This window comes from Oceaniferula marina (genome assembly GCF_013391475.1).
Lineage (GTDB): Bacteria > Verrucomicrobiota > Verrucomicrobiia > Verrucomicrobiales > Akkermansiaceae > Oceaniferula > Oceaniferula marina.
This window is the reverse complement of sequence record NZ_JACBAZ010000004.1, coordinates 473,565-498,290: the sequence shown is the minus strand read 5'-3', so window position 1 is coordinate 498,290 and position 24,726 is coordinate 473,565. Positions and strand designations below refer to the sequence as shown.

Genomic DNA, 24,726 nt, shown 5'->3' with positions numbered 1-24,726 from the left:
GGAGTCGAAGAGAAAAAATGATTTTCCATGTGGGGCACTCGGCCGTCCAGGGGTTAAATCTTGTGGAATTAATTAAACAAATGCCAGGACGGGTGTCGGTCATTCCGGTAAATCCGGATGAAGGGTCGTCTCCGAGTTTCGAGGAGAGCTTTCTAAATGGTCAGTAGCTTATCCTCTTGTCCGGTTGTTTACCAATGTTATGAAAAATTCACGTTCGATTCTGATGGGGGTGCTCACGTTTGCAGGGTTACTTGTTCTTCGCCAACAATGTTATGCCGGAAATGATGATCTTGCCTCTGATCAGATGCAGGCATCCATCGACTGGATGGCTGAGTTACAAAAGGGTGGCGGGACCGGGATTGCTTTGCTGGTGTTGGCTCTGGCTGCAGTGCTTTTTGTCATTGAGCGTTTGATCAATATGCGTTCATCCAATGTGCTTGCTTCTCCCGAGGTGGTCAATGTGGCGATGGCGGTTGACCCCATCGAGGGGGAGGATGCCGCTAAAACACTCTATCAGGAAAAACCATCATCTTTCACCAAGGTGGTGAATCACATGGCGGAACATAACGAATATGAGTCATCGGAAATAGTGGAGATGGCCGGCGATCTTGCCGGTCGCGATATCGAAAGCCACCGCCGAAGAGTTTACAGCCTCGGGGTGGTTGCAACCTTGGCTCCATTGTTAGGTCTACTCGGGACCATGATCGGAATGATTGAAGCTTTTGCCAAGTTTTCCAAACTCACCGACAGCAGTGAGGCTGCCCTGGTATTGGGTGACTCGATTGGCAAGGCCCTGATCACCACGGCAGTGGGTTTGATTATCGCGATTCCTTCCTTGGCGGCGTTTCATTATTTCAAAGTGCGTTTGGGGAGTCTGTCTGACAAGTTGGAGGCTGATTTGGATCGGGTCCAGCGTGCATGGTTTGGGAAGAAAGTGCGTTAGCTTGCACTTGGGAAGATGATGAGCTGAACCAGGATTGCGTTGTGCAGATTAAACGGTCCAAAGAACTCGATGACGATGTGGACGTCTCAATGTCCCCATTGATCGACTGTGTATTTTTGCTGCTGATCTTTTTTCTGGTGACCACGATGTTGAAGAAGACCGAGCGGCGTATCCCGATCCGCCAGCCGGATGCTGTGCTGAGCGTGGCGGATACGGTGAAGTCCGATACCATGTACATCGGCCTGACCAAGCAGGGGACCATCAAACGTCCTTTGAAACAACGTGATGCCTTTGGCAGGATCACTTATGTGGATGTTCCGGATTTACCAGCTTATCTGAAAATCTTGGTGGCGGAAGGAAAAAAGAATCGTCCCTTGGTAATCCAGGTGCAGAAAGATGTGGAGTTTCAGGATGTCTTGCGGGTCTTTGACGTTTGTACGATCCAAGGGTTTTCCAACGTGAAGACCTATTCGGACTCCGATAATTTTCAATCGATTTACCGAAAGGAGAAAGATGAAAATTAAGAACAAGCATCGGGATGAAGATAACGTCGAGGTGTCGATGTCGCCATTGATCGACTGTGTGTTTTTGCTGCTGATCTTTTTTTTGGTGACCACGATGCTGAAAAAAAAGAATGCAGACATCGATATCTCATTGCCGGTATCCAATGCGGCGATCGAGATCGAACCCAACGATGACACCGTCATCGGCATCGACCGCAAAGGCCGGTTTTATTTTGACGGTGTGATGAGTTCACGGATGCAACTGCGAAAGAGCCTGGAGCAGATCGCGATGGTGAATAAGGATCAGGGGATCCGTCTCGATTGCGACAAACGGACAAAGTTCATTCACGTAGCCGAAGTGCTCGATCTTTGTAATTTCTATCAAATCAATAACGTGGGTGTGCGCACATACGATGAAGCTTACAACCAGTAAAGAACTCGACCCGATCGAACGGCGGATGCAGCGCGGGCGCCGGGTCGCCCGGGTGGTGACCTGCATCGTTTTACTTGCTGTTGGCGTGACCGCATTGCTGAAGCCGGATTTGTTCAGTGCTCAGTTGTCGATGCCGAGCGAGCAGGAACGAGCAGAGGCAAAAAAGCAGAGGCAAAAAAAACAGAGCCAGAAACCGAGGCGTCGATTGTCTAAGTTAGATGTTGAGCGGCTAGCCAAGTTGCGAGAAGAACGCGCACGGAAGCAAATGATGGAGATGCTTCGACGTTTGGAGCAACGGATTGTTCTTGCGGAAAAAGAAGAGGCTGCGGTTACCGCGAGGTTTAGAAAAGATCCGGCATTGTTTGACTCCCTGCTTCCTTTACTGGTCGAGCACTCGGATAAGGTGTATGGCGCGATCCGTAAATCAAGGATGCAGGCGTATGGGGAAAAGACATCGGTTCTTCATCAGAAATTAAAGCAATTGGAGCCTGTTGCGCGGGAAGTCCAGATCGTTTGGCAATTCGCTCGCCGGTATCAGAGCCATGCGACGGAAGATGCGTTCAAGCCGCTTGCTGCGGCGGTGGATCGGCTGACCAGAGTGTTGGCTGAGTCAGATTATACTGAGCTGTTGGGGCAGCAGGCGCTTCGTTATGGCTTGAGTATCCAATCCAATGTGGATGCGATCCGGAATCAGGATCGGGATATGGCCGTGCGTGGCTTTGCCCAACCGGAGGACCATCCGTTGTCGGCCTCGCAGCGCGCTCAGTTTGACCGGACGATTCGTCCGATGACCATGGCAGAGCTTCATCAGTTATCGCAGCTGATGGCAGAGCACTACAAGAACCTGATGGGGGATGTGGCCGCTGGTGAGCTGGCTGACGCAGCCGAGATTCCCTTTCCTGTGGCTTTGGATAAATTGGCTCACGAACCCTACGCCAAGGATGATATGCAGGAGGAGCTGCAGCAAGAAATGCCCGAGAATGTGGATCAGCTGGATCAATTTACCGAGGCATTGACGGAGGCTCAGATGAGTGCGGCCCGAGCTTTGATGGAGTCTGGGGGTGAAATGCCTGGGCAAGGTGAGGGTGAGCAAGCCGATGGTGGTGAAGGGCAGGGCGGTGATAAAAGTGGGGACGCCAAATTTGGGGATGGCCCGTTCGGCAGCGGCGGAGGTAATGGGACGGAAAATTCCAACCAGCAAGGAGACCCCTCGGGGCCGGGACAGCGCAGCCGTGAGGCCGTTTGGCGCTCGTTGGCCCTGCGATCGGATCTTGCGGCAAGTCAGGATAGAAGCCGGCAGATCACGGTGAACAAAAAGAAAGTGCTGGCTAATGTGCTTCCGGGACGTCGTTTTAGTTCGCAAAGCGAACGGAAAGGGTACCTGTTTATTGATACATGGCATATCATCGGCCCCTGGGACGCGCAGGCTACGCGTGGGCGACAGATCGATTTTTCCAAAATCTACCCACTGGAAAAAAAGGTTGATTTGGACGCCATCTACACCACGGGAAAAAGACATTTCCTCTATGATGATGAACGTGGCTATGCCGGAAAAGATGAACGATCGGGGCGTTTAAGGTGGCAGTTCTATCAGAGTCCGACGGTGGAAGTGCGGATTCCCCGCGAACAGCTGTCCAATGACGCCCTGTATTTTGCCTACACCGAAGTGTATTTCGAACAGGAGACCACGATGAACCTTGCGATTGCTTCCGATGACGCTGCTCGCATTCGGGTGAACGGGAAGATCGTTTTCGAAGATGCCGGATTGTCACCCTACGAAATCAGTGAGCAAGTCAGGGTGGTGAAGTTTAAACGAGGGGTGAACAAAATCCTTGTGAGGCTTGTCAACGGTCCGGGGCCGTGCCGATTCTCGCTATTGTTGATCCCGAAGACATAAACTGTTTTTACAGTTTCCAGTTTACGCTAAAGCTAAGGAAATGAAGTGCATGGTCTTCGAAGGTGCCTGAAACATTTCCTGCCAGACCTCGGTTCGCACTGATGTCGATATCGCCATACCAAACGATTTCATAGCCCGCACTGAATTCCAAATTTTCTGAGCAGGTGTAAGTAGCTCCGATACCGTATCGCCACGATTCAGCTGTCGGCAGGTCGAAGGTGACATTCTTTTCGTCAACCATCTCGGAGTCGTAAGCGATGCCGGTGTTGATCCGCCATTGGTCGTTGACTTGATATTGCGCGCCAAGCGAAACATTCCATGTATCTTTGTAGCGGCGATTGGCAGTGATCGATCTGCTTGTGTTGGCGGCTGATGCGTCGATGTCAACCTTGCCAAATTTGGACCATTCTTGCCAGCCAACGTTGCCCATGACGGCCCAGCAGTCGTTGATTTGATGGTAAGCACTGAAGATCACGGACTGCGGCATGGTCATGCCGAGATCCAATTTGTCGATTCGGCGAAGAGCATCGGAAACCAGACCGTTGCCTTTGACATCTGGCCGAGTCTTCAGGTCGATATTGGATTCTGACAAATATTGGAGGCCGAAGCGGGTGTGGTCGTTTGGCTCATAAAGAAATCCAACGTTGGCTTGTAGTGAGGTAACTTCGTCGTCTAGATCCAATCTGCCATCGCTCGCTGGTCCCGGGTTGTTAACTGACATCTTCTGTTCAAAGACAGTGTAGATGAGGGTGATGCCGGCTCCGACCGAGAATTGGTCGTTTACTTTGTAGGACACGGTGGGCTGGAATCCGATACTCTGTAAGGTGATTTCGTCGAGGTAGTAGCGTCCCTCCCATCCTGAATCATAATCGAGCCCGAGTCCAAAAAATCCGGCCATTGAAAAACCAATGGTCCATTCCTGGTTGAGCTGGTGGGTTGCAAAAAAACTTCCCCCGGGGAGCACTGAGTCGAGGCTGGATCCTCCACCGAGGTCCGAGCTGAAGTCGGAGTCAATCGCAAGTGGTTGAAGGGTAAATTGGAGTTGCGTACCCTCGAGGCGGGACATGCCAGCCGGGTTCGTGACGACAGTGGTGGGGTCCTGTGCGCGGGCAGCCCATCCGGCGCCGGCTAGAGATGTCTCCGTAGTACTAAGCTCGTAGAGGTAGAGTCCTCCTGCGTGCAACGAAGGGGTGAATAAGGTGGCGGCGCATAGAAGGGGCAGGGTGGTTCGTTTTTTGCCAGTCATGTTTTTTCAAGGGCGAGGTTGCTTGATCCTATCACGGTATGATGGATAGAGAGTGATAATACACAAATTGAGATCAATGCAAACTCAAGAATGAGGGGGAGTTTCGAACAGGTCAGAGGGTCCGCAGCCCTGAAACATCTGAGACGTATGGCGATCATCAACGATTCGTGCTTGTGCCGGTGGTGGGACTCAGTTGATTGGCAGAAGAGCCAATCAGACATAGGGTTGCCCTAGCTGTATGAAAGCGGATGGGTGAAAGGCGTGGGATGATCGACAAATCAGAGCAGGGTGAAAGATGGGGGCTTGCTGGGCTGTATATCGTGTGTTACTGATTTCACCTGATTTATTATGATATTACGTCGAATTTCACTCATGTCCGCCCTCTTTTTCACCGCATGTTCCGGTTTTGCCGCAGCTGAAGTGAAGGCTCCCGAGGGTTTCACCGCTTTGTTTAATGGCAAGGACCTCACCGGATGGTGGGGGCTGAAGACCGAAAACCCTGCCAAATGGATGGCCCTGTCCAAGGAGGACTTTGCCAAAAAGAAAAAGAATAGCATCGCCAATATCAACAAACATTGGTCGGTCGAAGGTGACGAGTTGGTCAACGACGGCCACGGGATGTATCTGACAACCGACAAGAATTACGCTGATTTCGAACTTTTGCTCGAATATAAAACCGTGGCCAAGGCCGACAGCGGCGTTTATTTACGTGGTCTGCCTCAGGTTCAGATCTGGGACTACACCAAAGAAGGTGGGAAGTGGAAAATCGGAGCCGACAAGGGGTCCGGTGGCCTGTGGAACAACAGCAAGGGCGCTCCCGGTAAGGATCCTCTGGTTCTCGCTGACAAACCCTTTGGCGAGTGGAACAGCATGCGCATCATCATGGTGGGCGACAAGGTGACCGTCTACCTCAACGATAAGCTGGTGGTGGATCATGCAACGATGGAGAACTATTTCGACCGTAAGGGAGGAGCTCCAGAAAAAGGCCCTATCCAGCTGCAGACCCACGGTGGAGAGATCCGCTGGCGCAACGTCTTCGTTCGTGAAATCGGAGCCGAGGAGGCGAAAAAGATCAAGGCCAAGAAACAAGGGTAGTTTTCTAGCGAGGTTGAGGACTTCAATCTGCAAACTTGAAACTTTTTTCCCTTCTCCCCTTTCCGGGAGAGGGGATTTTTATGTTAGCCGTTCATGCGTCTGCCCCGATCTCGAGATACAGCGGGGTGTGTGGTGGCAGCGGTGGTAGTTGCAGGCCGTTGTTCGGGAGCTCGGATCGATTGGCTGTGACGTGGATGCCGGAGCCGAGCCGGTCGTTAAAGGTGATCGTTTCCGGAAGGTCCCCCAGCCAATTCAAGGCGTCGTCCGGGATATGGACCGCGACGTTATTTAACGTTTGGCTCGTGTGGTTGTTGACGACGACGAGGAAGGCCTGATTGCTGTCTGCGTCGTAGCGCAGGAAGGCGTAAAGCCAGTGACCGGAGACGGGATCGTTGTCGAGACGGCCGAACAGAGGGTTGGATTTGTTGGCGTGGTTGAGTCCGTAAAATTCACCGTTGGTGAAAGCGGGCTCGGCACAGAGTTTGAGTAGCCGGCCGTAGAAGGAGCGTAAATCTTTTTGTTTGTCGGTGAGCTTGCCGCCGTCGTATTGGTGGTCATTACACCAAGCAACGAGGGTAGGCATCGACCAGTAATCAAAAATGGAAGTGCGGGCGTCATCACCGCCGAATCCTTCGGTCCCCTCCGCGGCCTCTCCGACGGTTTGACCGTTGTAGATCATGTTCGGGCCGCGACCGAGTCCGAAGAGGATGGCCGAGGCCGAGCGACCGACGTTCATGTCGGCACCTCCCCAGGTTTTGGGAGAGGCGATGCGGACCTCGTCGTGGTTAGCGGCATAGCGGACAACGCGGTGAAAGTGTGGGCTGAACGGGTTGGCGGCCTCATCGATATCATTCGACCATTTCCCCTGGTCGTGGATGTGCATGATGGTCTCGTAGGTCGGGCCGTCGTAGACGGCGTCGAAGCCGGAGTTGAGTAAGGCGTCGAGCACATTGCCTTCGCTCATCTTGGCGGGATCGCCGTCGTAGGCTTCGGCCATGAAGTAGGTTTCCGGGTCGCGTTGGTGGCAGCGGCGGAGTTGCCATCTCCAGTATTCCATTGGGATGAGATGGGCCATATCGACCCGGAATCCGTCGACCCCCAGGTGTTGCCAGTAGCCGAGGATGGCATCCATTTTTTGCCAGGTATCCGGGGTGTTCTCGAGAATGGTATCGGCGCCTGGAAGTTTCGATGTTTGTTCATTAGGGGGACCGACCGTGAAATCGTGACCGTAGTTGAGTTTGATGGTTTCATACCAATCGTGGATCGAGGGTGCCCAAGTGATGGCATTGTTGCCGGTCACCCGGCCGAAGTCGCTTTCCGCTTGGTAGGGGGTGTGTCCGCCGTCTGGTGTGGGAAGTTTGAGTGGCGGGCCTCCCCCGGGGTGTAGGTGTCCGAGGTAGTAGAAATTGTTATTCGGGTTGAAAAAATGGGAGGTGTCATCGTTGTTGCCGAAGCTGAGCTCGGGGCGGACGTCACTTGCGTAGGAGCGGGCGACGTGGTTGGGGACAAAGTCGATGATGATTTTTAGTCCGTAGGAATGGGTGCGTTTGAGTAGGGCCTGAAATTCTTCGAGTCGATTGTCCGGGTTCTCGGCGTAATCCGGGCTGACGTCGAAGTAGTCCCGGATGGCGTAGGGACTGCCGGCCAGGCCTTTGAGGATCGCCGGGTCGTCCGCCGGTCGGTTTGGGTAGGCGGTTCCCGATGCTTGTTCGAGCACACCGGTAAACCAGATGTGGGTGATGCCGAGGTCTTTGATGGAGCGCAGGGCGGCATCATTGATGTCGTTGAACTTACCGCAACCATTTTCCTCGATGGTGCCATGAGTCTTGCGGGTTTCATTGGTGTTACCAAAGTGGCGCACCATGAGCTGGTAGATGAGTGGGCGTTGTTGACTGGCCATGCGTCGGTTGAATGGATCTGGGGGGGCTGAGACGCTTTATAAACCGATCGGGCAGGGAACGCACTCCCTTTCTTGTCATCACCTGCCGAGATTTCCTTGACGTGGGGTTGACCACGGAAAACACGGAAGGCACGGAAAGGATGCTGGGCCGGCAAGCTTCGGTGGCTAAGGGTCAGAGGACTTGCTCGGTGGCAGGGTCGAAGAGTTTGGCTTTGTCGAGGTTGAGGTGGATGTTGAGCTGCTGAGTGGTTTCGCGGTAACTTTCGGTGTTGACCCGGGCGATGAGCAGGTGCTTGGAGAGCTGCAGGTGGACGTAGGTTTCCTCACCCATGATCTCGGCGATTTCGACCGGGGCTGAGATTTGAGTGCTGTGTGTTGCGGAGGGGTGCTCACTGCAGTGTTCCGGTCGGATGCCGAAGACCGTGGCTTGACCGATGCGCTGTTCGGCTTTTTGGGCAACGTCTCCATGGAGTGTGATCCGGGCCGCCTCACCCTCTCCGCTTTCTTCGACAAAGGTGATGCCAGATTCGGATGACTCGATGGTTCCGTGAAGCAGGTTCATGGGCGGGCTGCCGATGAAGCCGGCGACAAACATATTGGCTGGGTTTTGGTAGAGGTTGAGTGGGTCATCCACCTGCATGATGTCGCCGTCTTTCATCACGGTGATCCGGTCGCCCATCGTCATGGCTTCGACCTGATCGTGGGTGACGTAGACCATGGTGCTGCCGAGTTTTTTGTGCAGCTTGGAGATCTCGGCTCGGGTGGAGACCCGCATTTTGGCATCCAGGTTCGACAAGGGTTCGTCGAAGAGGAAGACCTTGGGATGGCGGACGATGGCCCGGCCAACCGCGACCCGTTGGCGCTGTCCTCCGGAGAGGGCTTTGGGTTTTCTTTGCAGCATGGGAGTGAGACCAAGAATCTCAGAGGCTTCCTGGATGCGTTCATCGATCTCAGCTTTACTGAATTTTTTGAGTTTCAGTCCAAAGGCCATGTTGTCGTAGAGCGTCATGTGCGGGTAGAGCGCGTAGTTCTGAAAAACCATGGCGATGTCGCGGTCTTTCGGGCTGAGGTCGTTGACCACGGCATTGCCAATCGAGATGGTTCCGCCGGAGATGGACTCCAACCCGGCAATCATGCGCAGAGTGGTGCTTTTCCCACATCCGGACGGCCCGACCAGGACCATGAACTCGCCGTCATGGATTTCAAGATCGATGGCTTTGACGGCATGGAACGAGGGTTTTCCTTTGTCGTCGAGATAGACTTTGTCTAGGGATTTGATAGATACGCTGGCGTCTTCCATGGCTTTCGAAGTTTGATGGGTTGTTTCGGTGGTGAGTTGTTAGTCTTTGACTCCTCCGGAGGTCATGCCGCTGATCAGGAAGCGTTGGCAGACCATGAAGATGAGGGTGATGGGGATGCCGCTGAGCACGGCAAGTGCGGAGAAGCGGCCCCAGAGTTTTTCTTGTTCATAGAGAAAGGAATTGGCCCCGACGGCGAGTGTCCACTGATCGCTTGTCTGCAGGATCACGGATGCGACCGGATACTCCGACATGAAGGCGATGAAGGAGAGGATAAAGACGACGGCGAAGATCGGAGCACTCATGGGCAGTAGGATGTGGATGAATGTCTGAAAGGGGGAAGCTCCGTCAATCTTTCCCGATTCCTCCATGCTGGCAGGTACGGTGTCAAAGTAGCCTTTGATCATCCAGATATACATTGAGATGCCGCCGAGGTAGATCAGGATGAGCCCGGCGTGGGTGTTGAGTCCTGAGGCGGGGACGTAGTCGCCGAGGAACTCGAGGATGACCCGGTAGGCGATCAGGGCGAGCACCATGGGGAACATCTGGAGGATGAGGAGGTTGTTGAGCAGTTGGTGTTTGAAGCGGAAATGCATCCGGGCAAAAGCGTAGGCGCATGAGGCTGAGAGCAAGAGGATGCCTGCGGAGGCCAGGAGGGATACTTTGAGGGAGTTCCAGAACCAGACCAAGGGAGGAGTGGCAGCCTTGATGGTTCGGGTTTCCCCGGTTTCGGCATTGATGACTTCTTCATATTCGATACCGAGAACAAACTTCCAGTGTTCCATGGACACCTCTTCCGGCCACAGTTGGTTCGGGGCCAGATTGCCTTTGGTAAAAGATGCGGAGATGACCATGAGGAAGGGGATGATCACGATCAGGATGAAGCCGATCAGAAAGGCGTGAGCCATTCCGTGTTGCCATTTTCTGCGGGTGTGAACATTCATGATATTTGGATGTGAGGTTGGGTTGCGGTGCCTGAATTAACGTAGGGCGGCATTTTTGTTGGTCATTTTCAGGTTGATCCATGCCAAGGTTCCCACGATGGCGAAAAGGATCGTGGCAATCGCGCAGGCGAGGCCGTAGTTGTTTCCGCTGTCCATGAAGGCGAGATTGAACGTGTAGGTGACGAGGATGTCGGTTTCTCCTGCGACTCCTGTGCTGTTGACCATTTTGGGGCCTCCCTGGGTGAGCAGGAAGATGAGGTTGAAATTGTTAAAATTGAAGGCAAAGCTGGCGATTAAAAGTGGAGCTAAGGGGGTGATGATGAGGGGGAGCGTGAGTTTGAAGAAGTCGTGGATGGTGTTGGATCCGTCGATCGAGCTGGCTTCGTAGATTTGTTTGGGGATCGACTGAAGGACTCCTGTACTGATCAGCATCATGTAGGGGTAGCCGAGCCAGACGTTGACGATCAGGACCATGGCCTTGGCAAATTTGGGGTCGGTGACCCATTCAGGTTTGATGTTGAAGAGTGAGGAAAGCACCTCGTTGATGGCGCCGGCTTCCTGATTGAACATGCCTTTGAAGACGAGGATGGAGAGGAAGGCGGGAACCGCGTAGGGGAGAATGAGCAGGGTGCGGTAGATCTTTCTTCCCTTCAGGGATTCCCATTCAAGGAGCACCGCGAGAACCATACCCAGGGCAAAGGTCAGGAGGACGGAGGCCGCCGAAAAAACAATGGTCCAGATGAAGATTTTGATGAACGGGCCTTTGACCCGCTCGTCTTTGACAATCCGTTTGTAGTTGTCCATGCCGGTCCAGGTGCGGAACCCGAACCCGACTTGCTCCCCGTCCTCGTTCTCGTATCGGCCGGCTTCGTTGTTCGCAGTGATGATTTCACCCGACTGCAGGTTTTTGAGTTGTTCGTTTTGGCCTTCATCGAGTTCTGTCCAGAGTGGAAGCAGAGTGGTGAAACTACGAAGGCTTTCGAGTTTGAGTCCGGGGCCATCCGGGGTGGTGAAGGTGTGGGTTTTAAGTGGAATGTAGAGCTTGGGTCTGGTGATGTCAGCGAGCTGGAGTGGGGTTCCCGTCGGGTGCTCAGGTGCTGCTACCAGTGGGATGGGATCGCTTGAATCATTCGATCCAAGTTTGATTTCGCCGGGTGGGTAAAGCGGGAAGGGCTCGGAGATGAAGCGGGTTTTGGTGGTGCCTTCGGGTAGATCCTCGGATTCCAACCACAGCCGGTAGCTGTCCGGTTTGCCATCCTGGCGGTAGAGAACATAGCGGTAACTGACGGCGTCTTCCGGGATGTAGTTTTGGGTGAGGAAATCGGATTTGACCCGCTGGTGAGAGAGCAGGTGATTGGCGTCATACTTGGTGAAGCCGATGACAAAGGTGTAGATCAGGGGGAAGATGACAAAAAGACCGAAGCCAATCAATCCGGGGAAGAGGTAGCGGTAAGTGTAGGCTTTCGAATTGAGGTAAACGTAATTGAACAGGAGTGTCAGGCAGAGAAGGATGAGAGCAATGGTGAACTGTCCGCTCTGGTAGATGAGGAACGACAGATAGAGTGCCGGCAGGGTGATAGCGGCGGTAAGCACATACTGAAGTTTGGTGCGGTGATGGTCAGCCATGGATGAGAGATGGTTCGGGTTGTTGGGGCCGGGGTGTTATTTCATGTTTTCCGCTGCGTCCTTGAGCGCCTTGTCGGGTGTCGCCTGGCCATTGGTGGCAATTTGCAAGGCTGTGGTTGATGCCGACCAGAATTTACCCATCTCGGGAACATTGGGCATGAGCACGCCATTGGTCACGTTTTGCATGGTAGCGGCAATGAGTGGATTTTCGGCTGCAAGGTCCTGGTAGGTTGTGGTTCTGGCCGGAACACCCAAGGGCACATCGCGGTCGATGGTTTTCAGCCCTTCGTCGGTGAGTACGTAGTGTTCGATAAATTCCCGGGCTAGTTCCTTGTTGGGGGATGAGCGGTTGATCATCGCTCCGAGCACTCCGACAAAGGGTCTGCCGGGTTTACCGTTGATGCCTGGCACAGGCGCGACCCCGAAGTTGATACCGCTTTTGCGTAGGTTGGCCCAGGCCCAGGGACCGCTGATCATCATCGCGACCTCACTGGAGTTCATTCTGGCTTCCATCACAGAGTAGGATGCGCCCTTGGGCATCACGCCGTCATCGATGAGTTGGACGATGGCATTCAAGCCGTCGATCGATCCGCGGTTGGCGATACCAATATCGGCCACGTCATACTCACCGTTTTTTGAGTTGCCGAAGACATAGCCGCCGTCGCTGGCCATGATACCCCAACTGAAAAAGGTGTTTTGGTAGTCCCATAGAATGGCAGACGCCTGGTGCTCGCGTTGCAGTCGGGCGTTGAGCGCTTTTATTTCCGAAAGTTGAGCCGGGGGGGACTTTACGAGATCTTTGTTATAGATCAAGCCGACCGCTTCGAGTGCGACCGGGTATCCCCAGATTTTGCCTCCGTGTTTGAATCCATCCCAGCCTTTGGCTTCAAACTTGGCTTTGAATGTCTCCTTGGGACGGACCGGACTGAGTAGGCCGGCGCTGGCCCATTCGCCTGCCCGGTCATGAGCCCAGAAAATGATGTCGGGACCTTTGCCTGACTGGGCCGCCTGTTGGAATTTGTCGGTGACGCCTTCGGGTGCTTCGACTTTCACCGGGCGACCGAGTTCACGTTCGAAGCGTTTGCCAATTTCCGCCAGGCCGCGGTATCCTTTGTCTCCGCCAATCCAGACGAGCAGTTCACCTTCTTTGCCTGCAAAACTGTAGCCAGTGGTGGCGATTAGCGCCAAGCATGCCAATGTGCAGATGGGCTTGGTGCAGGGGGATGATGTTAGAGATGGAGATTTGGAGTTTGAGAACATGGCATGCAGAGTGGAACCGTCGCAAATACGATGGTAGCCAATCTAGCATGATCGGGGGAGGCTGTCTAATCAGATCTGAAATACTATGTTTTTTGATTTCAGTGGGCTGAAATCAAATGAGGCAAGGGGGGGATGGGCTTGTCCGCTTATGCTTGTTCCATCCAGTTGTTGAGTATTTCAACGGCGGCAGCTTGGTCGATGATGGCCCGCTGCTGTTTGGCTTTGCGTTTTTTACTGAAGCCAGCTTCGTGCAGTTTGTCGTAAGCGGTCACGGTGGTGAAGGTCTCATCCATGTAATGCAGCGGCAGGTCCGGAAGCCGTTCGCGGATTTGCTTGCCAAATTTGCGAACTTTGATTGCCGCCGGGCCTTCATGGCCGTCGAGTTTGATCGGCAGGCCAAGAACGAGTTGTTGGATTTGCCGTTCGGCGACAATTTCAACAATTCGGCCGATGGGGTCCGGAGAGTCCATTTGGATGGTTTCCACGGGGTGCGCGAGGATGCCTGCCGGGTCGGTGGCGGCGATGCCGATGCGGGCGTCTCCGTGATCAATACCTAAAATGGGGTGCTCCATGGGAAATAACGAAGTAAGAATGGTTAGTGGAGTTCTTCGGGCAACTGAGGTGTCAGGTTTTTGATGGCATCCGCTTGATGGCGGTTGGCGATAAGCAGGGCGTCGTCAGTTTGGACGACAATCAGGTCATCGACTCCCAATAGCGCCACTTTGGAGTCTTTGCGGGCGTTGAAAACGATGTTGTTTTCGCTGTCGATTTCAGCAAGTTCACAGTTGGTTTGGTTGTTGTCCCCCTGGGTTCCGAGGTACTTTGCGATGGAGATCCAGGACCCGACATCATCCCAGTCGAAGGACGCTTCGATGTTGAGGACACGGGTGGCTTTTTCCATCAGGGCGTAGTCGATGGAGATGGGTGTAAGTTTGGGGAAGCGTTGTTTGACGGTTTCCGCGAGGTCGGTTGACTGGCTGATTTCTTGAATGAAGTCGGCGAGCTCCGGTGTGTGTTGGGCAAGTTCGTTGGTCACCGTGGGCACGGACCAGATGAACATACCGGCATTCCAAGCGAAATTCCCCTGACGGAGGAAGGTTTCGGCAAGTTCCGGGTTGGGTTTTTCGCGGAAGCGGCTGACTTCGTTTGGGGTGTGTGTGAGAGGTGGGCCATCGAGTTGTGCGGGTTCTCCCCGTTCGATGTAGCCGAATGACGGGCACGGCCAGGTGGGCTTGATGCCGATGGTGACGAGGGCTGTGTTGTTTTCGGCGGTGCTGAGGGCGTCAGCCATGACCGATTGATAGGCCTCGACGTCGGTGATTAATTGGTCGGATGGCAGGACCATCATGGTGGCCCCAGGGTTTCTGGCGGCGATCAGGGCGGTGCCGAGGGCGACTGCGGGCGCGGTGTCCCGTTTGGCGGGTTCGGCAAAGATGTTCTCGGGTGGGAGTTCGGATGCGACTTCTCTGACGGCTTGTTCTTGCAGGGTGTTGGTCAGGATCAGGATGTTTTCGCGAGGGATCAATCCTTCGAGGCGTGCGATGGTTTGGTTGAGCAGCGTGGTGTCATCGAACAGATTGAGGAGCTGTTTTGGACGGGCGTTACGGGAGAGGGGCCAGAAGCGGGTGCCGCTGCCACCGGCGAGAATGAGGGCAAAATGGTTGGTGTTCATTGTGTGTGGATGAAAGGTGGGTGTGATGAGTGTTCGGGCTCAGCATGCGAAAGGAAGGTGTGCAGGTCAATGGTGAATGACGAATTCGCGAACTGCTGACTTGCACTTTTTGTGCCGCTGGAACATCGTCATTTCGTGACGCATTCTACTCAACAAAAACGGACATGGGCTGGGTATGCTTGTCCGGTCTGTCGTTTTGTATTCCGGGTCCCGAAGGGGCATGCCGGGAAGGGAGTGATTTGCCCGGCTTGCCGTCATTTGCTGAATTTGCCCCGTGGGGGTGAGCTGAGTCAGCCTGCGGATCCGATATCGCCGGAAATGGCAGCGCCAGTGGCGGCGGAGCCGAGAAACAAAAAGGAGAATTTGCCGATTGCCGCCCGATCCTTTGCGGATGTGGATGCGGCTCCGGCGGTAAAACCGGAGAAGAGACGGCACAGCTCTTCGGCACACCGGAAAGTCCGGAGGAAAAAGGCAACATCAGAGCGGGAGCCCTCCTGGGATCAGGCGCGTTCATCCTCTTCTTCAGCAGGAGCGAGTTCGCTGCTCTGGGTGGTCGGGGGCTCGGTGCTTGGTCTGGGGGTTGTCGCAATCGGAGCTTGGTTGGTGATGGCTAATCTGTCTGTCAGAAAGGAAAAGAGTGGGGGGGGCATTACGCAAGTGGATCAGGGGAACATGGAGACTCCGGATAATGAGATCAATGTGACCATGACCCCGGATGAGTTGAAGGCTCAAAGAGAAATCGAAGAGTCCGTCAATACCGGGATGGATGTGATGGAGGCTGCCGAGAAGGTCGTACGGGATTTTCTGACCGCTGAGTCATCTGCCGAACTGGAAAAACTGGTAAGAACTCCCGGTGTGACCGTACCAAGAATGCGCGCATGGTATGCCCAGCATGCTTGGCAAAGTCCGGGAGTGAAGGATGTTGGTTATGGTGGTGGCGTTACCGTCAAGGGGGTGATGGCCTCAATGTCCGTTCGACTTGGCGATTATTCGATCCGGCACATCGCGGTAGAGCGGACCCCGGATGGCTATTTGGTCGACTGGGAAAGTTGGGTAGCCTGGACGGAAGTCCGCTGGCCGGACGTCTTCAAGCAAAAACCGGTCAGCCCGATTGAGTTACGGGTCACTTGTTACCCTGATAGTTATTACAACCGGATGTTTCGCGATGACCAAAAATGGTTGGTTGTTCGGATGGAATACCCGGACGCAGACCGGGCATTGTATGGCTACATTGATCGGCAGACATCGACGCTTACGAGTTTACTCGGGGACCTGAAGAGTGGTCGGGCGCTTCCGGCCACCCTCAAGGTGAAGTTCCCCGAAGGCAGCGTCGCTGATAATCAGGTGGAAATTGTGGATTACATACAAAATGGGTGGGTTCGTCCACCTAAGGAGCTGACCATTCCAAGCGAAGAGACAAACCCCCATGAGTAAACAAACCAAGTTGTCGACTTACGACAAAGCACTTCAGTTCAACCTCGACCGCTCCACTTACGGAACCTTTGCTGAAATTGGAGCCGGCCAGGAGGTGGCAAATTGGTTTTTCCGTGTGTCTGCTACCGCCGGGACGGTGGCCAAGGCGATTTCGGCCTACGACATGACGGTGAGTGACGCCATTTACGGGAAGTCACAACGCTACGTGTCACGGCAGCGCTTGAGTGCCATGCTTGCTTACGAGTATGACTTGTTGGAACAGCGCCTGGCGGGAGGTCGTGGTGACGATACCACCTTCTTTAGTTTTTGTAATACGGTTCGGGCCAGGGGGTATCAGGATACAGCCGAGTGCCATGGGTGGTTAGGGATTCGATTGCAGCTCAGGCCCAGGGAAGAACCTTGCGAAATATTAATCCATGTCCGCTTGTTGGATCAGGAAAATGTGGATCAGATGGAAGCTCTGGGAATCATCGGGGTGAACCTTATTTTTGCCGCTTTTTATCATCGCGATGATTTACCTGTATTTGTGGAATCCTTGATGGACGGCCTGACCAATGACCAGGTTGAGGTCGATATGCTGAAGTTCAGCGGCAAGGGGTTTGAGATGGTGGATAACCGGCTGTGCCATTTGCAGTTGGTGAAAAGCGGCTTGACGGATGCTGCTATGTTTTTACCGAACGGTGAAGTTGTGCAGCCGGCGGAAGTTCTTTATAAAAAGCCGATCATTCTGTTGCGGGGAAGTTTTGATCCGGTGATGAACTTGCATTTGGATATGTTGCGTCAGACCCGTGAGGTGTTTCAGCAGTTGGAACCGGGCGAGCAGGCGATTGAACTATGCGAAATTTCGATGAATAACCTGCTGCGCGGCGGGGAGGTGGATCATTTGGCCTTTTTGGAGCGGGCGGATGCGCTACAGGCACTGGGTAAGACGGTGCTGGTGTCACGTTGTCCCGAGTTTCACCGGATTGCGAGCTATCTGAGTTTGTATACGACACGTCCGATCGGGATCGTATTGAGTATTGGGCTTCTCAATGAGTTGTTTAAAGAGAAATGGTCGGAGAATCTGGCTGGAGGCATTTTGGAGTCGTTCGGGCGTTTGTTCAAAAATGAATTGTCGCTTTATGTCTATCCGTGGGAGAACCGCAAATCGAATGAATTGGTGACGGCGGAAAATTTCAAGGTGGCGAGTCATCTGGAGCACTTGTACCGCTATTTTTGTGACAACGACAGAATTCATGCCATTCCCTGCGGTGATTCCACATTACTGAAATTTACCGGTCGGGATGTTCAGGGGATGATTTCCCGGAGGGATGACGCTTGGCGGCAGTTGGTTCCCGAGCAGGCGCATCAGGCGGCCGTTTCCAGAGGGATGGAGGTGCCCGAATCTGAATAAGCAACCACCGATACGATTGATATGTCCCAGATAGATGTCAGAGGCCTGCTGCAATATGTCCCTCAATTTAAGGGGAAGACCTTTGTGATTGTGATCGATGTTCCGCATGCCAATTTGGCGGAAACGATGCTGGACTTGTTAGCACTACAAAATATCGGGGTGAAACTGGTCCTGGGGAGTTCCCTGCACGGGATTGATGAAATTTTCGACCGGGCAGCCGAAGTGGAACTGAAGTATGCTCAAGAACCGTTTGTCCTTAAGCCTGACGCCAGCATGAGTGATGATCTGGCCTTAGTTCTCGGGCGGGGCCAAGCAGCGCTTGTTGACTTTTCCGGTCAAGAGCCGTTGTCCACATCTCAGGCAGCGTTGGCTGTTGAATTGGGGGCGTCCAAGTTCATTCTGTTGCAAGCGGGGAGCGGGGCGGCAGAACAAGGAGCAATCCGTGCGGCGGATTTAGGGAAACGGGAGTCATTGGACCCTTTATTGTCCAGAGCCGAAGCCGCCTGTCAGTTAGGTGTGGATCGTGTTCATTTGTTGAACGGTTCGTTCCCCGCGGTGCTCTTGAATGAGCTGTTTTCAAACGAAGGTGTGGGAACCATGGTGTACGCTGATAGCTACCGTGGTATTCGTCCGATCCGTGAGGAGGATATTGTCGAATTGTTAGGGATGATCGGTCGGTCGGTCCGCAACTCTCGATTGGTTCCAAGAACCTATGCTGATATTGAGCAGCATCTGGAGGATTACTCGGTCATGGATATCGACGGCAATGTTGTTGGGTGTGTGGCCTTGTTGCGTTATGCAGGAGCGGATACGGCGGAAGTTGCCTGTCTGTATGTGAAGCAAGCGCACGAGGGGTTGGGATACGGTGCGGAACTGGTGACCTATGCTGAGCAGCAGGCCCGGGAGCTTGGTTTGGCTTCTGTCTTTTCGCTGACCAACCGAGCAGCTCATTTCTTCCAGGACAGGATGGGTTACGAGGAATGGGATGCTGCTGCGATCCCGCAAGTGAGGAGTCAGCAGTTGTTAGCGAGTGGGCGTGATTCTCGCGTGTTTGGGAAGTTGCTTTGAGATGTGAGGTGGAAGGCTGTTGGCGCGAACAAGCTCAACGGTCATCTATCGAAGGTAGGACAGGATTCCATCCTGTCGGCATGCTTGGGAACGCGGAGCTTTTGCTTTGGGCTGACTGGCCTCAATCAACCGCTGTGAATTCGTTTGAGCGGGTGCCATTCTCCTTGGGCTGATCATACCTCGGGTTGTCGACAGGATGGAATCCTGTCCTCATCATCCGTGAACGCTGGAAAGTGTTTCCTGCCTTATCCCAGTGGGTGCTTGGGGGTAGGGTTTTCTCGTGTATCCACGCGTTATACCATTTGATCAGTTAAATTGGCTGAATGGCACTGAAGGTTTTCGATTTTAACTAGGCGCAAGGAAGGCGCATAGCGGGCTATGCAACCGACGCGCAACAACGGTAAAATCTAAAAGATTCAGTGTCCTCTTACCATTCAGCTTGCTGACTGACTCATCATCTTAAACTCAAACCATTCTGCCAATTTAACTGGGAGAATGGTATTAGTGCCTCACGGTGCTTTAACCAAAGGGCCAGAGGGATTTAAAGAACTTGCCAATTTTTCCGCGCCCTGTGGCGGCGTCCCGTTCGGCGTCGAGTATTTGGGCGTAGCGAATGAGTCCGACGGCGGTGGTGTATTGCGGGTCGCGGAAGTTGGCGTGTACGCCGCTGATGTTGGATTGCTCAGCCTGATAGATAGGTAATCCAGGGAAGACTTTTTCAGCAAGGTCGGTGAAGCCTCGCATGCGGCTGGTGCCTCCGGTGATGTAAACACCAGCTCCTATATTGCGTAGAGCGTTGTTTGGAAGTCGTTCAAGGATCAGGTGCAGGGTTTCCTCGAGGCGTCCGTGGATGATGTCATTGAGCAGAGAACGTTTGATCTCTCCTTCTTCGTATCCTTGGTCATCGAGCACCTTGACGTTCCCGACTCCCCGGGCCGGATCGCCGGAGGCATCCCCTTCGTTTTTCTTGAGCTCTTCGGCACGCGAAAATGGGATGTGGGTCACGAGGTGGATGTCGTTGGTGATGTGGTCTCCGCCCACGGGGATGCAGCCGGATGCCGCAATGGCTCCATTTAGGTAGAGCACGTAGTCGGTCGTGCCTCCTCCGATATCAATAACGAGGGCTCCACTGTCTTTATCCTCCCGATCCAAGGCAACCTGAGCTGTGGCGATGGGGGCGAATACGACGTCATCGACTTCGAGTGGGATTTCACGAACGCACTTGATGCAGTTTTGAATCCGGGTACGGATGCCGTGAACGATATGAAAATCGACATCCAGGGTTCGTCCTAACAGTCCAATCGGGCTGACGCTATGTTCCTGTCCATCGAGTCGGTAGTGGCTGATAAAGTTATGCAGGTAGACGTGATCGCCTGGAATGGCGAGGTCGCGCCCGAGTTCGGTGGCTTCTTCTATGTGGCCGAGGTGGATTTCTTCTTCATCGTCTCGGAGTCGGAAGGTTCCTCGGTTATTGGCACCTTTGATATGGGATCCGGTGACGGCGAGCAGGACGCTGCTGATATCGACATCGCAGATATCTTCGGCTTTGAGTAAGGCGTCCTTGAGGCCGGTTTTGGCCTGTGCCATATCGGTGATTTCTCCTTTGCGCACACCGGCGCTGCGTGTTTCTCCGACGCCGAGGATTTTGACGGATCCGTCTGTCTTGACTTCGCCGACCACCATGCAGGTCTTTGAGGTGCCTACTTCAAGTCCGACGTAAATTTTAGATTTGGCCATGGTTTGGGGAGAGAGGAAAGGGTGTGAGCTGGTGGTATGGTGGAGCAGGTCAGGGTGTGTTGGGCTGAACGAGCTGGGGGGTGGCGGCAAAGCGCACGGGGATGTTTTTCTTGGGAATCAGGTTGATGTGTTGAATGTTACGCTGGGTTTTGCGTGTATGTTCACTGATTTTAATAAAGTCCCGCATTTGGCGTTCGTGCTCATACATACCGAAGGTTGCTCTGGTTCCATCGTTGCACACGGCATCCATCGAGTAGTTGTTGACGAGGATCACGCGCTCGGGAAGCCAATCGTTTCTGATCCCGGTATTGCTGAAGCGTTGGATCAGCCGCAGGGCTCTCATGGCATCGCGGTGTTGCATGGGTTTTCCCAGTTCAAAATCGTCGACCGTGGACTCTTTGAGCACGATCACTGGAAGGTCGCGTGCGGTTTGCCAGAGAGCACCTTCGCAGGGGAAGGTGATGCCATCCTTGTCGGCCAGGATGCCTCCATCCTTGCGCCCGGGGTAACCGAGCTGGTCGCACTCGAGCCAAACGACGGGGACACGTTCGGTGATTTTAATTTTGAGCGTGCCGGGTAAGCGTCGGTTGACGGAACTATCAATCACTTCGGGGAGGGCGTTGAGACGTTTGCGGGCATCTTCTGCGTTGACCGCAAAGATGCTGTCATTGAGGTTGATCCCGGCAACTTCCACGACCCGTTGATGGTCGAGGTGGCCATTGGTTTGAAGTTTGATCTCTTGAAGTTTGTATTTTTCGTTATCGATGAAGGCGTGTCGCATTCCTTTGTAGCCACCCCATGCGGCGAGCCCAATCAGGGCGAACACGATGGAGAGCTTCAGCCCCTTGCCAATCCCATTCATGATCTGGATCATGACGATCCTCGGGGAGCTGACCTTGATGTGCAGCTTTTGAATATCACCACCGCGTCTGACGGTCCGGTGGGAGCGCAGGCTGCGGGATGTTTTTTTTCGGAATTTGATCAGGGGCATGGCGGGGTGGGGCTGTTAGTGAGACGGTGCACGTAAGGCTAACGAGAGATCGGCAATTTTTTCGCACAGAGGGCCGAAGCCATAACCAACAGCTTGGGCTGCTTTGGGCAGCAGGCTGCTGGCGGTCATGCCAGGGATGGTGTTGGCCTCGAGAACGTAGGGGCGATTATCGGCATCCAGCAGGACATCGACTCGTGAGTAGATTTCAATACCCAGTGATTGGTGGGCTGCGGCTGCGGCTTCTTGCACGCGGCGGGTGGTTGTTTCATCAAGATCGGCGGGGCAGTAGTAGTCGGTTCCGCCCTCCTCACTCATCCACGGATACTTGTTTTTCATGTCGTAGAAGCCGCTTCGTGGTGCGATGTGCACGACTGGTAAGGCTTCTCCGTCGAGGATGCCAACGGTGAGTTCCTTGCCCTCGATAAAGGCTTCGACCAGAACTTCGTTCCCGTAGCTGGCTGCGTCTTCGATGGCGGCCAGCGCCTCGGATTCACTGCGGACGATGTGCACCCCGACGCTGGATCCTTCGCGGGGAGGTTTGACCACGTATGGCAGTGGCATCTCGGGGAGTTTGACGCCCGCTGAACAATCAACAATTTCCGAGCCTGGGGTGGGCACGTCGTGGGCGATGAATGCTTCTTTACTTGCCACCTTGTCAAAGGCGAGTTGGCTGCTTTGTTGGCCCGCGCCGGTGTAGGGGATGTTGAGTTCCTCGAGTTGGCTCTGCATGGTGCCATCTTCTCCGAAGGTTCCATGGATGACGTTGAAGCAGAGTTTGGTTCCCTCGGGGAGCTCAAGGTTCGTGCTGGTGACATCCACGCCCACAGCGTTCAAGCCTTGTGCGAGCAGCGCTTCCAGCACTGCATTACCGGAGGCTAGTGATACCTGGCGTTCGGAGCCTGGGCCGCCCATGAGAACGGCGATGAGTGAGTCTTTGTCCATGAGTGGGTGTTAGATTAGTCTTAAGTTAGAATGTGATTTCATCTTCGCCAATGATTTGGACTTCGGTTTCGAGGTCGATGTTGTATTCTGATTTGGCTTTGTGGCGGATGGTATCGATCAGGGAGAGTACATCGCCGGCGCTGGCTTTGCCGTCGTTGACGATGAAGTTTCCGTGGATTGATGAGACCCGGGCTTTGCCGTGGCTCGCATTTTTCATGCCGAGTTGTTCCACCAATTGGCCGGCGGGTATTTCCTCCGGGTTTTTGAAGACGCATCCGGCGCTTGCGGCGATCGGTTGTGAATTTTTGCGTTTGGCTTTGGATGTTTCCATGCGCTCAGCGATTTTTACCGGGGAGGATGGCTTGGCCTGGAACTTGGCTGAGAGGGCGAAGTTTCTGCGGAGCTCGGGGACGTTGCGGTAGTAAGCGATGATTTCCTCACGTGTGCGTTCGCGGATTTCCCCGTCTTCATCGAGGAAGCGTACGCTGATGACTTGGTCGAAGGTTTCGATACCCATGGCACCCGCATTCATTCGCAGGCCTCCGCCGACGTTGCCAGGGATGCCTTCCATCCATTCCATCCCTGTCAGGTTCTGGCTGGCCGCCACGCTGGCTACTTTTTTGAAACGGGCACCGGCTCCGGCTGTGATGATATCGCCATCGATATGCACATCTGAAAATTCTCCGCCGGTGGGGTGGATCACCGCACCGCGGATGCCGCCGTCCCGGACCAGGAGGTTGGATCCTCTGCCGATGACTCGCTGGGGGATTCCCCGTTCGCGGCAATAGGCAACGATGAAGGCGAAGGCTTCGGAGGTGTTGGGTTCGATCCAGAATTGTGCCGGGCCGCCGCAGAGGATGGTGGTGTGGCGGTTCATCGGTTCGTAGAGTTTCGCCTGAACCTGGCGGGCGCTGTCGTTACGGCAGTAGCGGAGCATTTCTTCGAGCACGGCCATGTCACGTGCGATACGGGTGCCGATGGTGTGGACGTTGCCTGCTCCCAGAGTGATCAGCATGTCGCCTTCTTTTAAAGCGTTCCCCACTTGGTAGTGGGCGGTTGGGATGTCTCCCACGACGGACGCCTTGGTGTCGCCATGGGCTTGGATGGCGTCGACGATGGTTTGGGCGGTGACACCTTCGATCGGTAGTTCGCTGGCCGGATAGATGTCAGTGACAAAGACTTGGTCGGCAGCTTGCAGGGCTTGGCCGAATTCGGCGGCCAGTTTTTGGGTTCGGCTGTAGCGGTGTGGCTGGAAGACCACGACCAGACGGTTGGGGTTGAGCGAACGGGCGGTTTGCAGGGTGGCGGCCACTTCGGTCGGGTGGTGGCCGTAGTCGTCAATGATCCTGAGCTTTGGAGAAAAATACTTGTTTTCGAATCGGCGTTTTGCCCCGGCAAAGGTGGAGAGCGCTCGGGAAACCAGTTGGAAATCGACACCGGCGGCATCGGCAACAGCGATGGCGGCAAGGGCGTTGAGCACGTTGTGTCTGCCGGGGATACCGAGTTCGACACGCCCGAGCAGATCGCCATGTTTGTTGACATCGAAGGTGACGGTTCCCCCGGACTCTCCAATATCGGTTGCGATGTAGTCGGCGTTTTCCCAGCCGTAGGAAATGGCGCCTGGGCGGTTTTTGCAGAGTTCACTGGCTACCGGGCAGCCTGAGAAGTAAATCTTATGCTCTTTAGTTTGGTCGAGCACCTGGGTGAAAACTTCTTTGATGTGGTTGATATCCCGATAGAAGTCGAGGTGCTCTTCCTCGATGTTGAGGACGACCGTGTGTCTCGGTTGGTAGAGTGCGAGGGTGCCATCACTTTCATCACCTTCGGCGATCATAAGTTCGGCCTCTTCTTGCCAGTGGGCGTTGGTTCCAAGCACCGGGATTTCGGCTCCGACATAGTGGCAGGGGACGATACCACCGCGACGGAGGACGTGAGCGCACATCGCGGAGGTGGTGGTTTTCCCATGGGTGCCGGCAATGATCACGCCTTCGCGGGTGTGCAGGATGGCGGCAAGGCACTCGGCGCGTCGGATGCAGGGGATGCCGAGCTTGCGGGCTTCGGCCCGGGCGACATTGTCTTCACGGATTGCTGATGAGTAAACGACGACGTCCGCATCGTGGACTTCGTCGGCGTGGTGCGGGCTTGAAAAGCGCAGCCCGAGCCCTTGCATGCGATCGGTCTCGGAGGTGGTTACCCGGTCTGAACCGCTGACACGGTGCCCCATGCCGAGCAGAAGCAAGGCCAAACCACTCATTCCTGAACCCGCAACACCAATCAGGTGGACGGAAATGGGGTTTTCGTTGTTGGTGAGGCGTCGGCTGAGTTCGTTGATGCTCATGGGGAT

20 protein-coding genes are annotated in these 24,726 nt (G+C 54.4%); 8 read left to right on the top strand and 12 right to left on the bottom strand.

Annotated elements, in window-relative coordinates; all coding sequences use genetic code 11:
• Window positions 1–199: 199 nt before the first annotated feature.
• Genes HW115_RS12285 through HW115_RS12270 form a run of 4 tightly spaced genes read left to right on the top strand, consistent with a single transcriptional unit; the run spans window position 200 to window position 3,776 of the window.
• Window positions 200–943: a MotA/TolQ/ExbB proton channel family protein gene (locus tag HW115_RS12285; protein WP_178933171.1), complete on the top strand. Its 744-nt coding sequence runs from the start codon at window positions 200–202 to the stop codon at window positions 941–943.
• A gap of 41 nt (window positions 944–984) precedes the next feature.
• Window positions 985–1,467 (top strand): ExbD/TolR family protein, encoded by a 483-nt coding sequence (locus tag HW115_RS12280; protein ID WP_178933170.1) that lies wholly within the window; start codon window positions 985–987, stop codon window positions 1,465–1,467.
• The gene (locus HW115_RS12275) at window positions 1,457–1,879 is read left to right on the top strand and encodes an ExbD/TolR family protein (protein ID WP_178933169.1); all 423 of its coding nucleotides are present in this window, start codon (window positions 1,457–1,459) and stop codon (window positions 1,877–1,879) included. The genes HW115_RS12280 and HW115_RS12275 overlap by 11 nt, the downstream gene beginning before the upstream one ends.
• The gene (locus HW115_RS12270; RefSeq protein WP_178933168.1) at window positions 1,860–3,776 is read left to right on the top strand and encodes a hypothetical protein; all 1,917 of its coding nucleotides are present in this window, start codon (window positions 1,860–1,862) and stop codon (window positions 3,774–3,776) included. The genes HW115_RS12275 and HW115_RS12270 overlap by 20 nt, the downstream gene beginning before the upstream one ends.
• A gap of 7 nt (window positions 3,777–3,783) precedes the next feature.
• Here the strand turns inward: HW115_RS12270 and HW115_RS12265 are convergent, their stop codons facing one another.
• Complete coding sequence (locus HW115_RS12265; RefSeq protein WP_178933167.1) at window positions 3,784–5,022, bottom strand: OmpP1/FadL family transporter; 1,239 nt, start codon at window positions 5,020–5,022, stop codon at window positions 3,784–3,786.
• Between the two features lie 372 nt (window positions 5,023–5,394).
• On the opposite strand from HW115_RS12265, the gene HW115_RS12260 reads away from it, so the two are divergent.
• Window positions 5,395–6,117 (top strand): 3-keto-disaccharide hydrolase, encoded by a 723-nt coding sequence (locus HW115_RS12260; RefSeq protein WP_227021465.1) that lies wholly within the window; start codon window positions 5,395–5,397, stop codon window positions 6,115–6,117.
• A 91-nt stretch (window positions 6,118–6,208) separates the two neighbouring features.
• Here the strand turns inward: HW115_RS12260 and HW115_RS12255 are convergent, their stop codons facing one another.
• From HW115_RS12255 to HW115_RS12225, 7 genes are all read right to left on the bottom strand, one after another.
• Window positions 6,209–8,017, bottom strand: a complete 1,809-nt coding sequence (locus tag HW115_RS12255) for an alpha-amylase family glycosyl hydrolase (protein WP_178933165.1) — start codon at window positions 8,015–8,017, stop codon at window positions 6,209–6,211.
• 172 nt (window positions 8,018–8,189) lie between these two features.
• Window positions 8,190–9,317, bottom strand: a complete 1,128-nt coding sequence (locus HW115_RS12250; RefSeq protein WP_178933164.1) for an ABC transporter ATP-binding protein — start codon at window positions 9,315–9,317, stop codon at window positions 8,190–8,192.
• A gap of 39 nt (window positions 9,318–9,356) precedes the next feature.
• Window positions 9,357–10,259: a maltose ABC transporter permease MalG gene (malG, locus tag HW115_RS12245; protein WP_178933163.1), complete on the bottom strand. Its 903-nt coding sequence runs from the start codon at window positions 10,257–10,259 to the stop codon at window positions 9,357–9,359.
• A 36-nt stretch (window positions 10,260–10,295) separates the two neighbouring features.
• Entirely contained in the window at window positions 10,296–11,885 is a 1,590-nt protein-coding gene (gene malF / locus HW115_RS12240; RefSeq protein WP_178933162.1) for a maltose ABC transporter permease MalF, read from the bottom strand.
• 36 nt (window positions 11,886–11,921) lie between these two features.
• Complete coding sequence (malE, locus tag HW115_RS12235; protein ID WP_178933161.1) at window positions 11,922–13,145, bottom strand: maltose/maltodextrin ABC transporter substrate-binding protein MalE; 1,224 nt, start codon at window positions 13,143–13,145, stop codon at window positions 11,922–11,924.
• 146 nt (window positions 13,146–13,291) lie between these two features.
• Entirely contained in the window at window positions 13,292–13,717 is a 426-nt protein-coding gene (gene ruvX / locus HW115_RS12230) for a Holliday junction resolvase RuvX (protein WP_178933160.1), read from the bottom strand.
• Window positions 13,718–13,740: 23 nt separating this feature from the next.
• Window positions 13,741–14,817 (bottom strand): mannose-1-phosphate guanylyltransferase, encoded by a 1,077-nt coding sequence (locus tag HW115_RS12225; RefSeq protein ID WP_178933159.1) that lies wholly within the window; start codon window positions 14,815–14,817, stop codon window positions 13,741–13,743.
• Between the two features lie 135 nt (window positions 14,818–14,952).
• On the opposite strand from HW115_RS12225, the gene HW115_RS12220 reads away from it, so the two are divergent.
• Genes HW115_RS12220 through HW115_RS12210 form a run of 3 tightly spaced genes read left to right on the top strand, consistent with a single transcriptional unit; the run spans window position 14,953 to window position 18,712 of the window.
• Window positions 14,953–16,251, top strand: coding sequence for a hypothetical protein (locus tag HW115_RS12220; RefSeq protein WP_178933158.1), 1,299 nt, complete (start codon window positions 14,953–14,955; stop codon window positions 16,249–16,251).
• Complete coding sequence (locus HW115_RS12215; RefSeq protein WP_178933157.1) at window positions 16,244–17,644, top strand: TonB-dependent receptor; 1,401 nt, start codon at window positions 16,244–16,246, stop codon at window positions 17,642–17,644. The genes HW115_RS12220 and HW115_RS12215 overlap by 8 nt, the downstream gene beginning before the upstream one ends.
• Before the next feature lie 21 nt (window positions 17,645–17,665).
• The gene (locus tag HW115_RS12210; RefSeq protein WP_178933156.1) at window positions 17,666–18,712 is read left to right on the top strand and encodes a GNAT family N-acetyltransferase; all 1,047 of its coding nucleotides are present in this window, start codon (window positions 17,666–17,668) and stop codon (window positions 18,710–18,712) included.
• Window positions 18,713–19,231: 519 nt separating this feature from the next.
• On the opposite strand, the gene ftsA is transcribed toward HW115_RS12210, so the two are convergent.
• From ftsA to murC, 4 genes are read right to left on the bottom strand one after another with little or no spacing between them, the layout of a single operon-like run.
• Window positions 19,232–20,449: a cell division protein FtsA gene (ftsA, locus tag HW115_RS12205; protein WP_178933155.1), complete on the bottom strand. Its 1,218-nt coding sequence runs from the start codon at window positions 20,447–20,449 to the stop codon at window positions 19,232–19,234.
• 49 nt (window positions 20,450–20,498) lie between these two features.
• The gene (locus HW115_RS12200) at window positions 20,499–21,440 is read right to left on the bottom strand and encodes a cell division protein FtsQ/DivIB (RefSeq protein ID WP_178933154.1); all 942 of its coding nucleotides are present in this window, start codon (window positions 21,438–21,440) and stop codon (window positions 20,499–20,501) included.
• A 15-nt stretch (window positions 21,441–21,455) separates the two neighbouring features.
• Window positions 21,456–22,382, bottom strand: coding sequence for a D-alanine--D-alanine ligase (locus tag HW115_RS12195; protein ID WP_178933153.1), 927 nt, complete (start codon window positions 22,380–22,382; stop codon window positions 21,456–21,458).
• A 25-nt stretch (window positions 22,383–22,407) separates the two neighbouring features.
• Window positions 22,408–24,720, bottom strand: a complete 2,313-nt coding sequence (gene murC, locus HW115_RS12190) for a UDP-N-acetylmuramate--L-alanine ligase (RefSeq protein ID WP_178933152.1) — start codon at window positions 24,718–24,720, stop codon at window positions 22,408–22,410.
• Between the last annotated feature and the right edge of the window lie 6 nt (window positions 24,721–24,726).

Bases quoted from the DNA above. Each gene is read 5' to 3' on its own strand.
- HW115_RS12285 (WP_178933171.1), top strand. From the start codon at position 200: ATGAAAAATTCACGTTCGATTCTGATGGGGGTGCTCACGTTTGCAGGG.
- HW115_RS12275 (WP_178933169.1), top strand. From the start codon at position 1,457: ATGAAAATTAAGAACAAGCATCGGGATGAAGATAACGTCGAGGTGTCG.
- HW115_RS12270 (WP_178933168.1), top strand. From the start codon at position 1,860: ATGAAGCTTACAACCAGTAAAGAACTCGACCCGATCGAACGGCGGATG.
- HW115_RS12265 (WP_178933167.1), bottom strand. From the start codon at position 5,022: ATGACTGGCAAAAAACGAACCACCCTGCCCCTTCTATGCGCCGCCACC.
- HW115_RS12260 (WP_227021465.1), top strand. From the start codon at position 5,395: ATGTCCGCCCTCTTTTTCACCGCATGTTCCGGTTTTGCCGCAGCTGAA.
- HW115_RS12255 (WP_178933165.1), bottom strand. From the start codon at position 8,017: ATGGCCAGTCAACAACGCCCACTCATCTACCAGCTCATGGTGCGCCAC.
- HW115_RS12250 (WP_178933164.1), bottom strand. From the start codon at position 9,317: ATGGAAGACGCCAGCGTATCTATCAAATCCCTAGACAAAGTCTATCTC.
- malG (WP_178933163.1), bottom strand. From the start codon at position 10,259: ATGAATGTTCACACCCGCAGAAAATGGCAACACGGAATGGCTCACGCC.
- malF (WP_178933162.1), bottom strand. From the start codon at position 11,885: ATGGCTGACCATCACCGCACCAAACTTCAGTATGTGCTTACCGCCGCT.
- malE (WP_178933161.1), bottom strand. From the start codon at position 13,145: ATGTTCTCAAACTCCAAATCTCCATCTCTAACATCATCCCCCTGCACC.
- ruvX (WP_178933160.1), bottom strand. From the start codon at position 13,717: ATGGAGCACCCCATTTTAGGTATTGATCACGGAGACGCCCGCATCGGC.
- HW115_RS12225 (WP_178933159.1), bottom strand. From the start codon at position 14,817: ATGAACACCAACCATTTTGCCCTCATTCTCGCCGGTGGCAGCGGCACC.
- HW115_RS12215 (WP_178933157.1), top strand. From the start codon at position 16,244: ATGAGTAAACAAACCAAGTTGTCGACTTACGACAAAGCACTTCAGTTC.
- HW115_RS12210 (WP_178933156.1), top strand. From the start codon at position 17,666: ATGTCCCAGATAGATGTCAGAGGCCTGCTGCAATATGTCCCTCAATTT.
- ftsA (WP_178933155.1), bottom strand. From the start codon at position 20,449: ATGGCCAAATCTAAAATTTACGTCGGACTTGAAGTAGGCACCTCAAAG.
- HW115_RS12200 (WP_178933154.1), bottom strand. From the start codon at position 21,440: ATGCCCCTGATCAAATTCCGAAAAAAAACATCCCGCAGCCTGCGCTCC.
- HW115_RS12195 (WP_178933153.1), bottom strand. From the start codon at position 22,382: ATGGACAAAGACTCACTCATCGCCGTTCTCATGGGCGGCCCAGGCTCC.
- murC (WP_178933152.1), bottom strand. From the start codon at position 24,720: ATGAGCATCAACGAACTCAGCCGACGCCTCACCAACAACGAAAACCCC.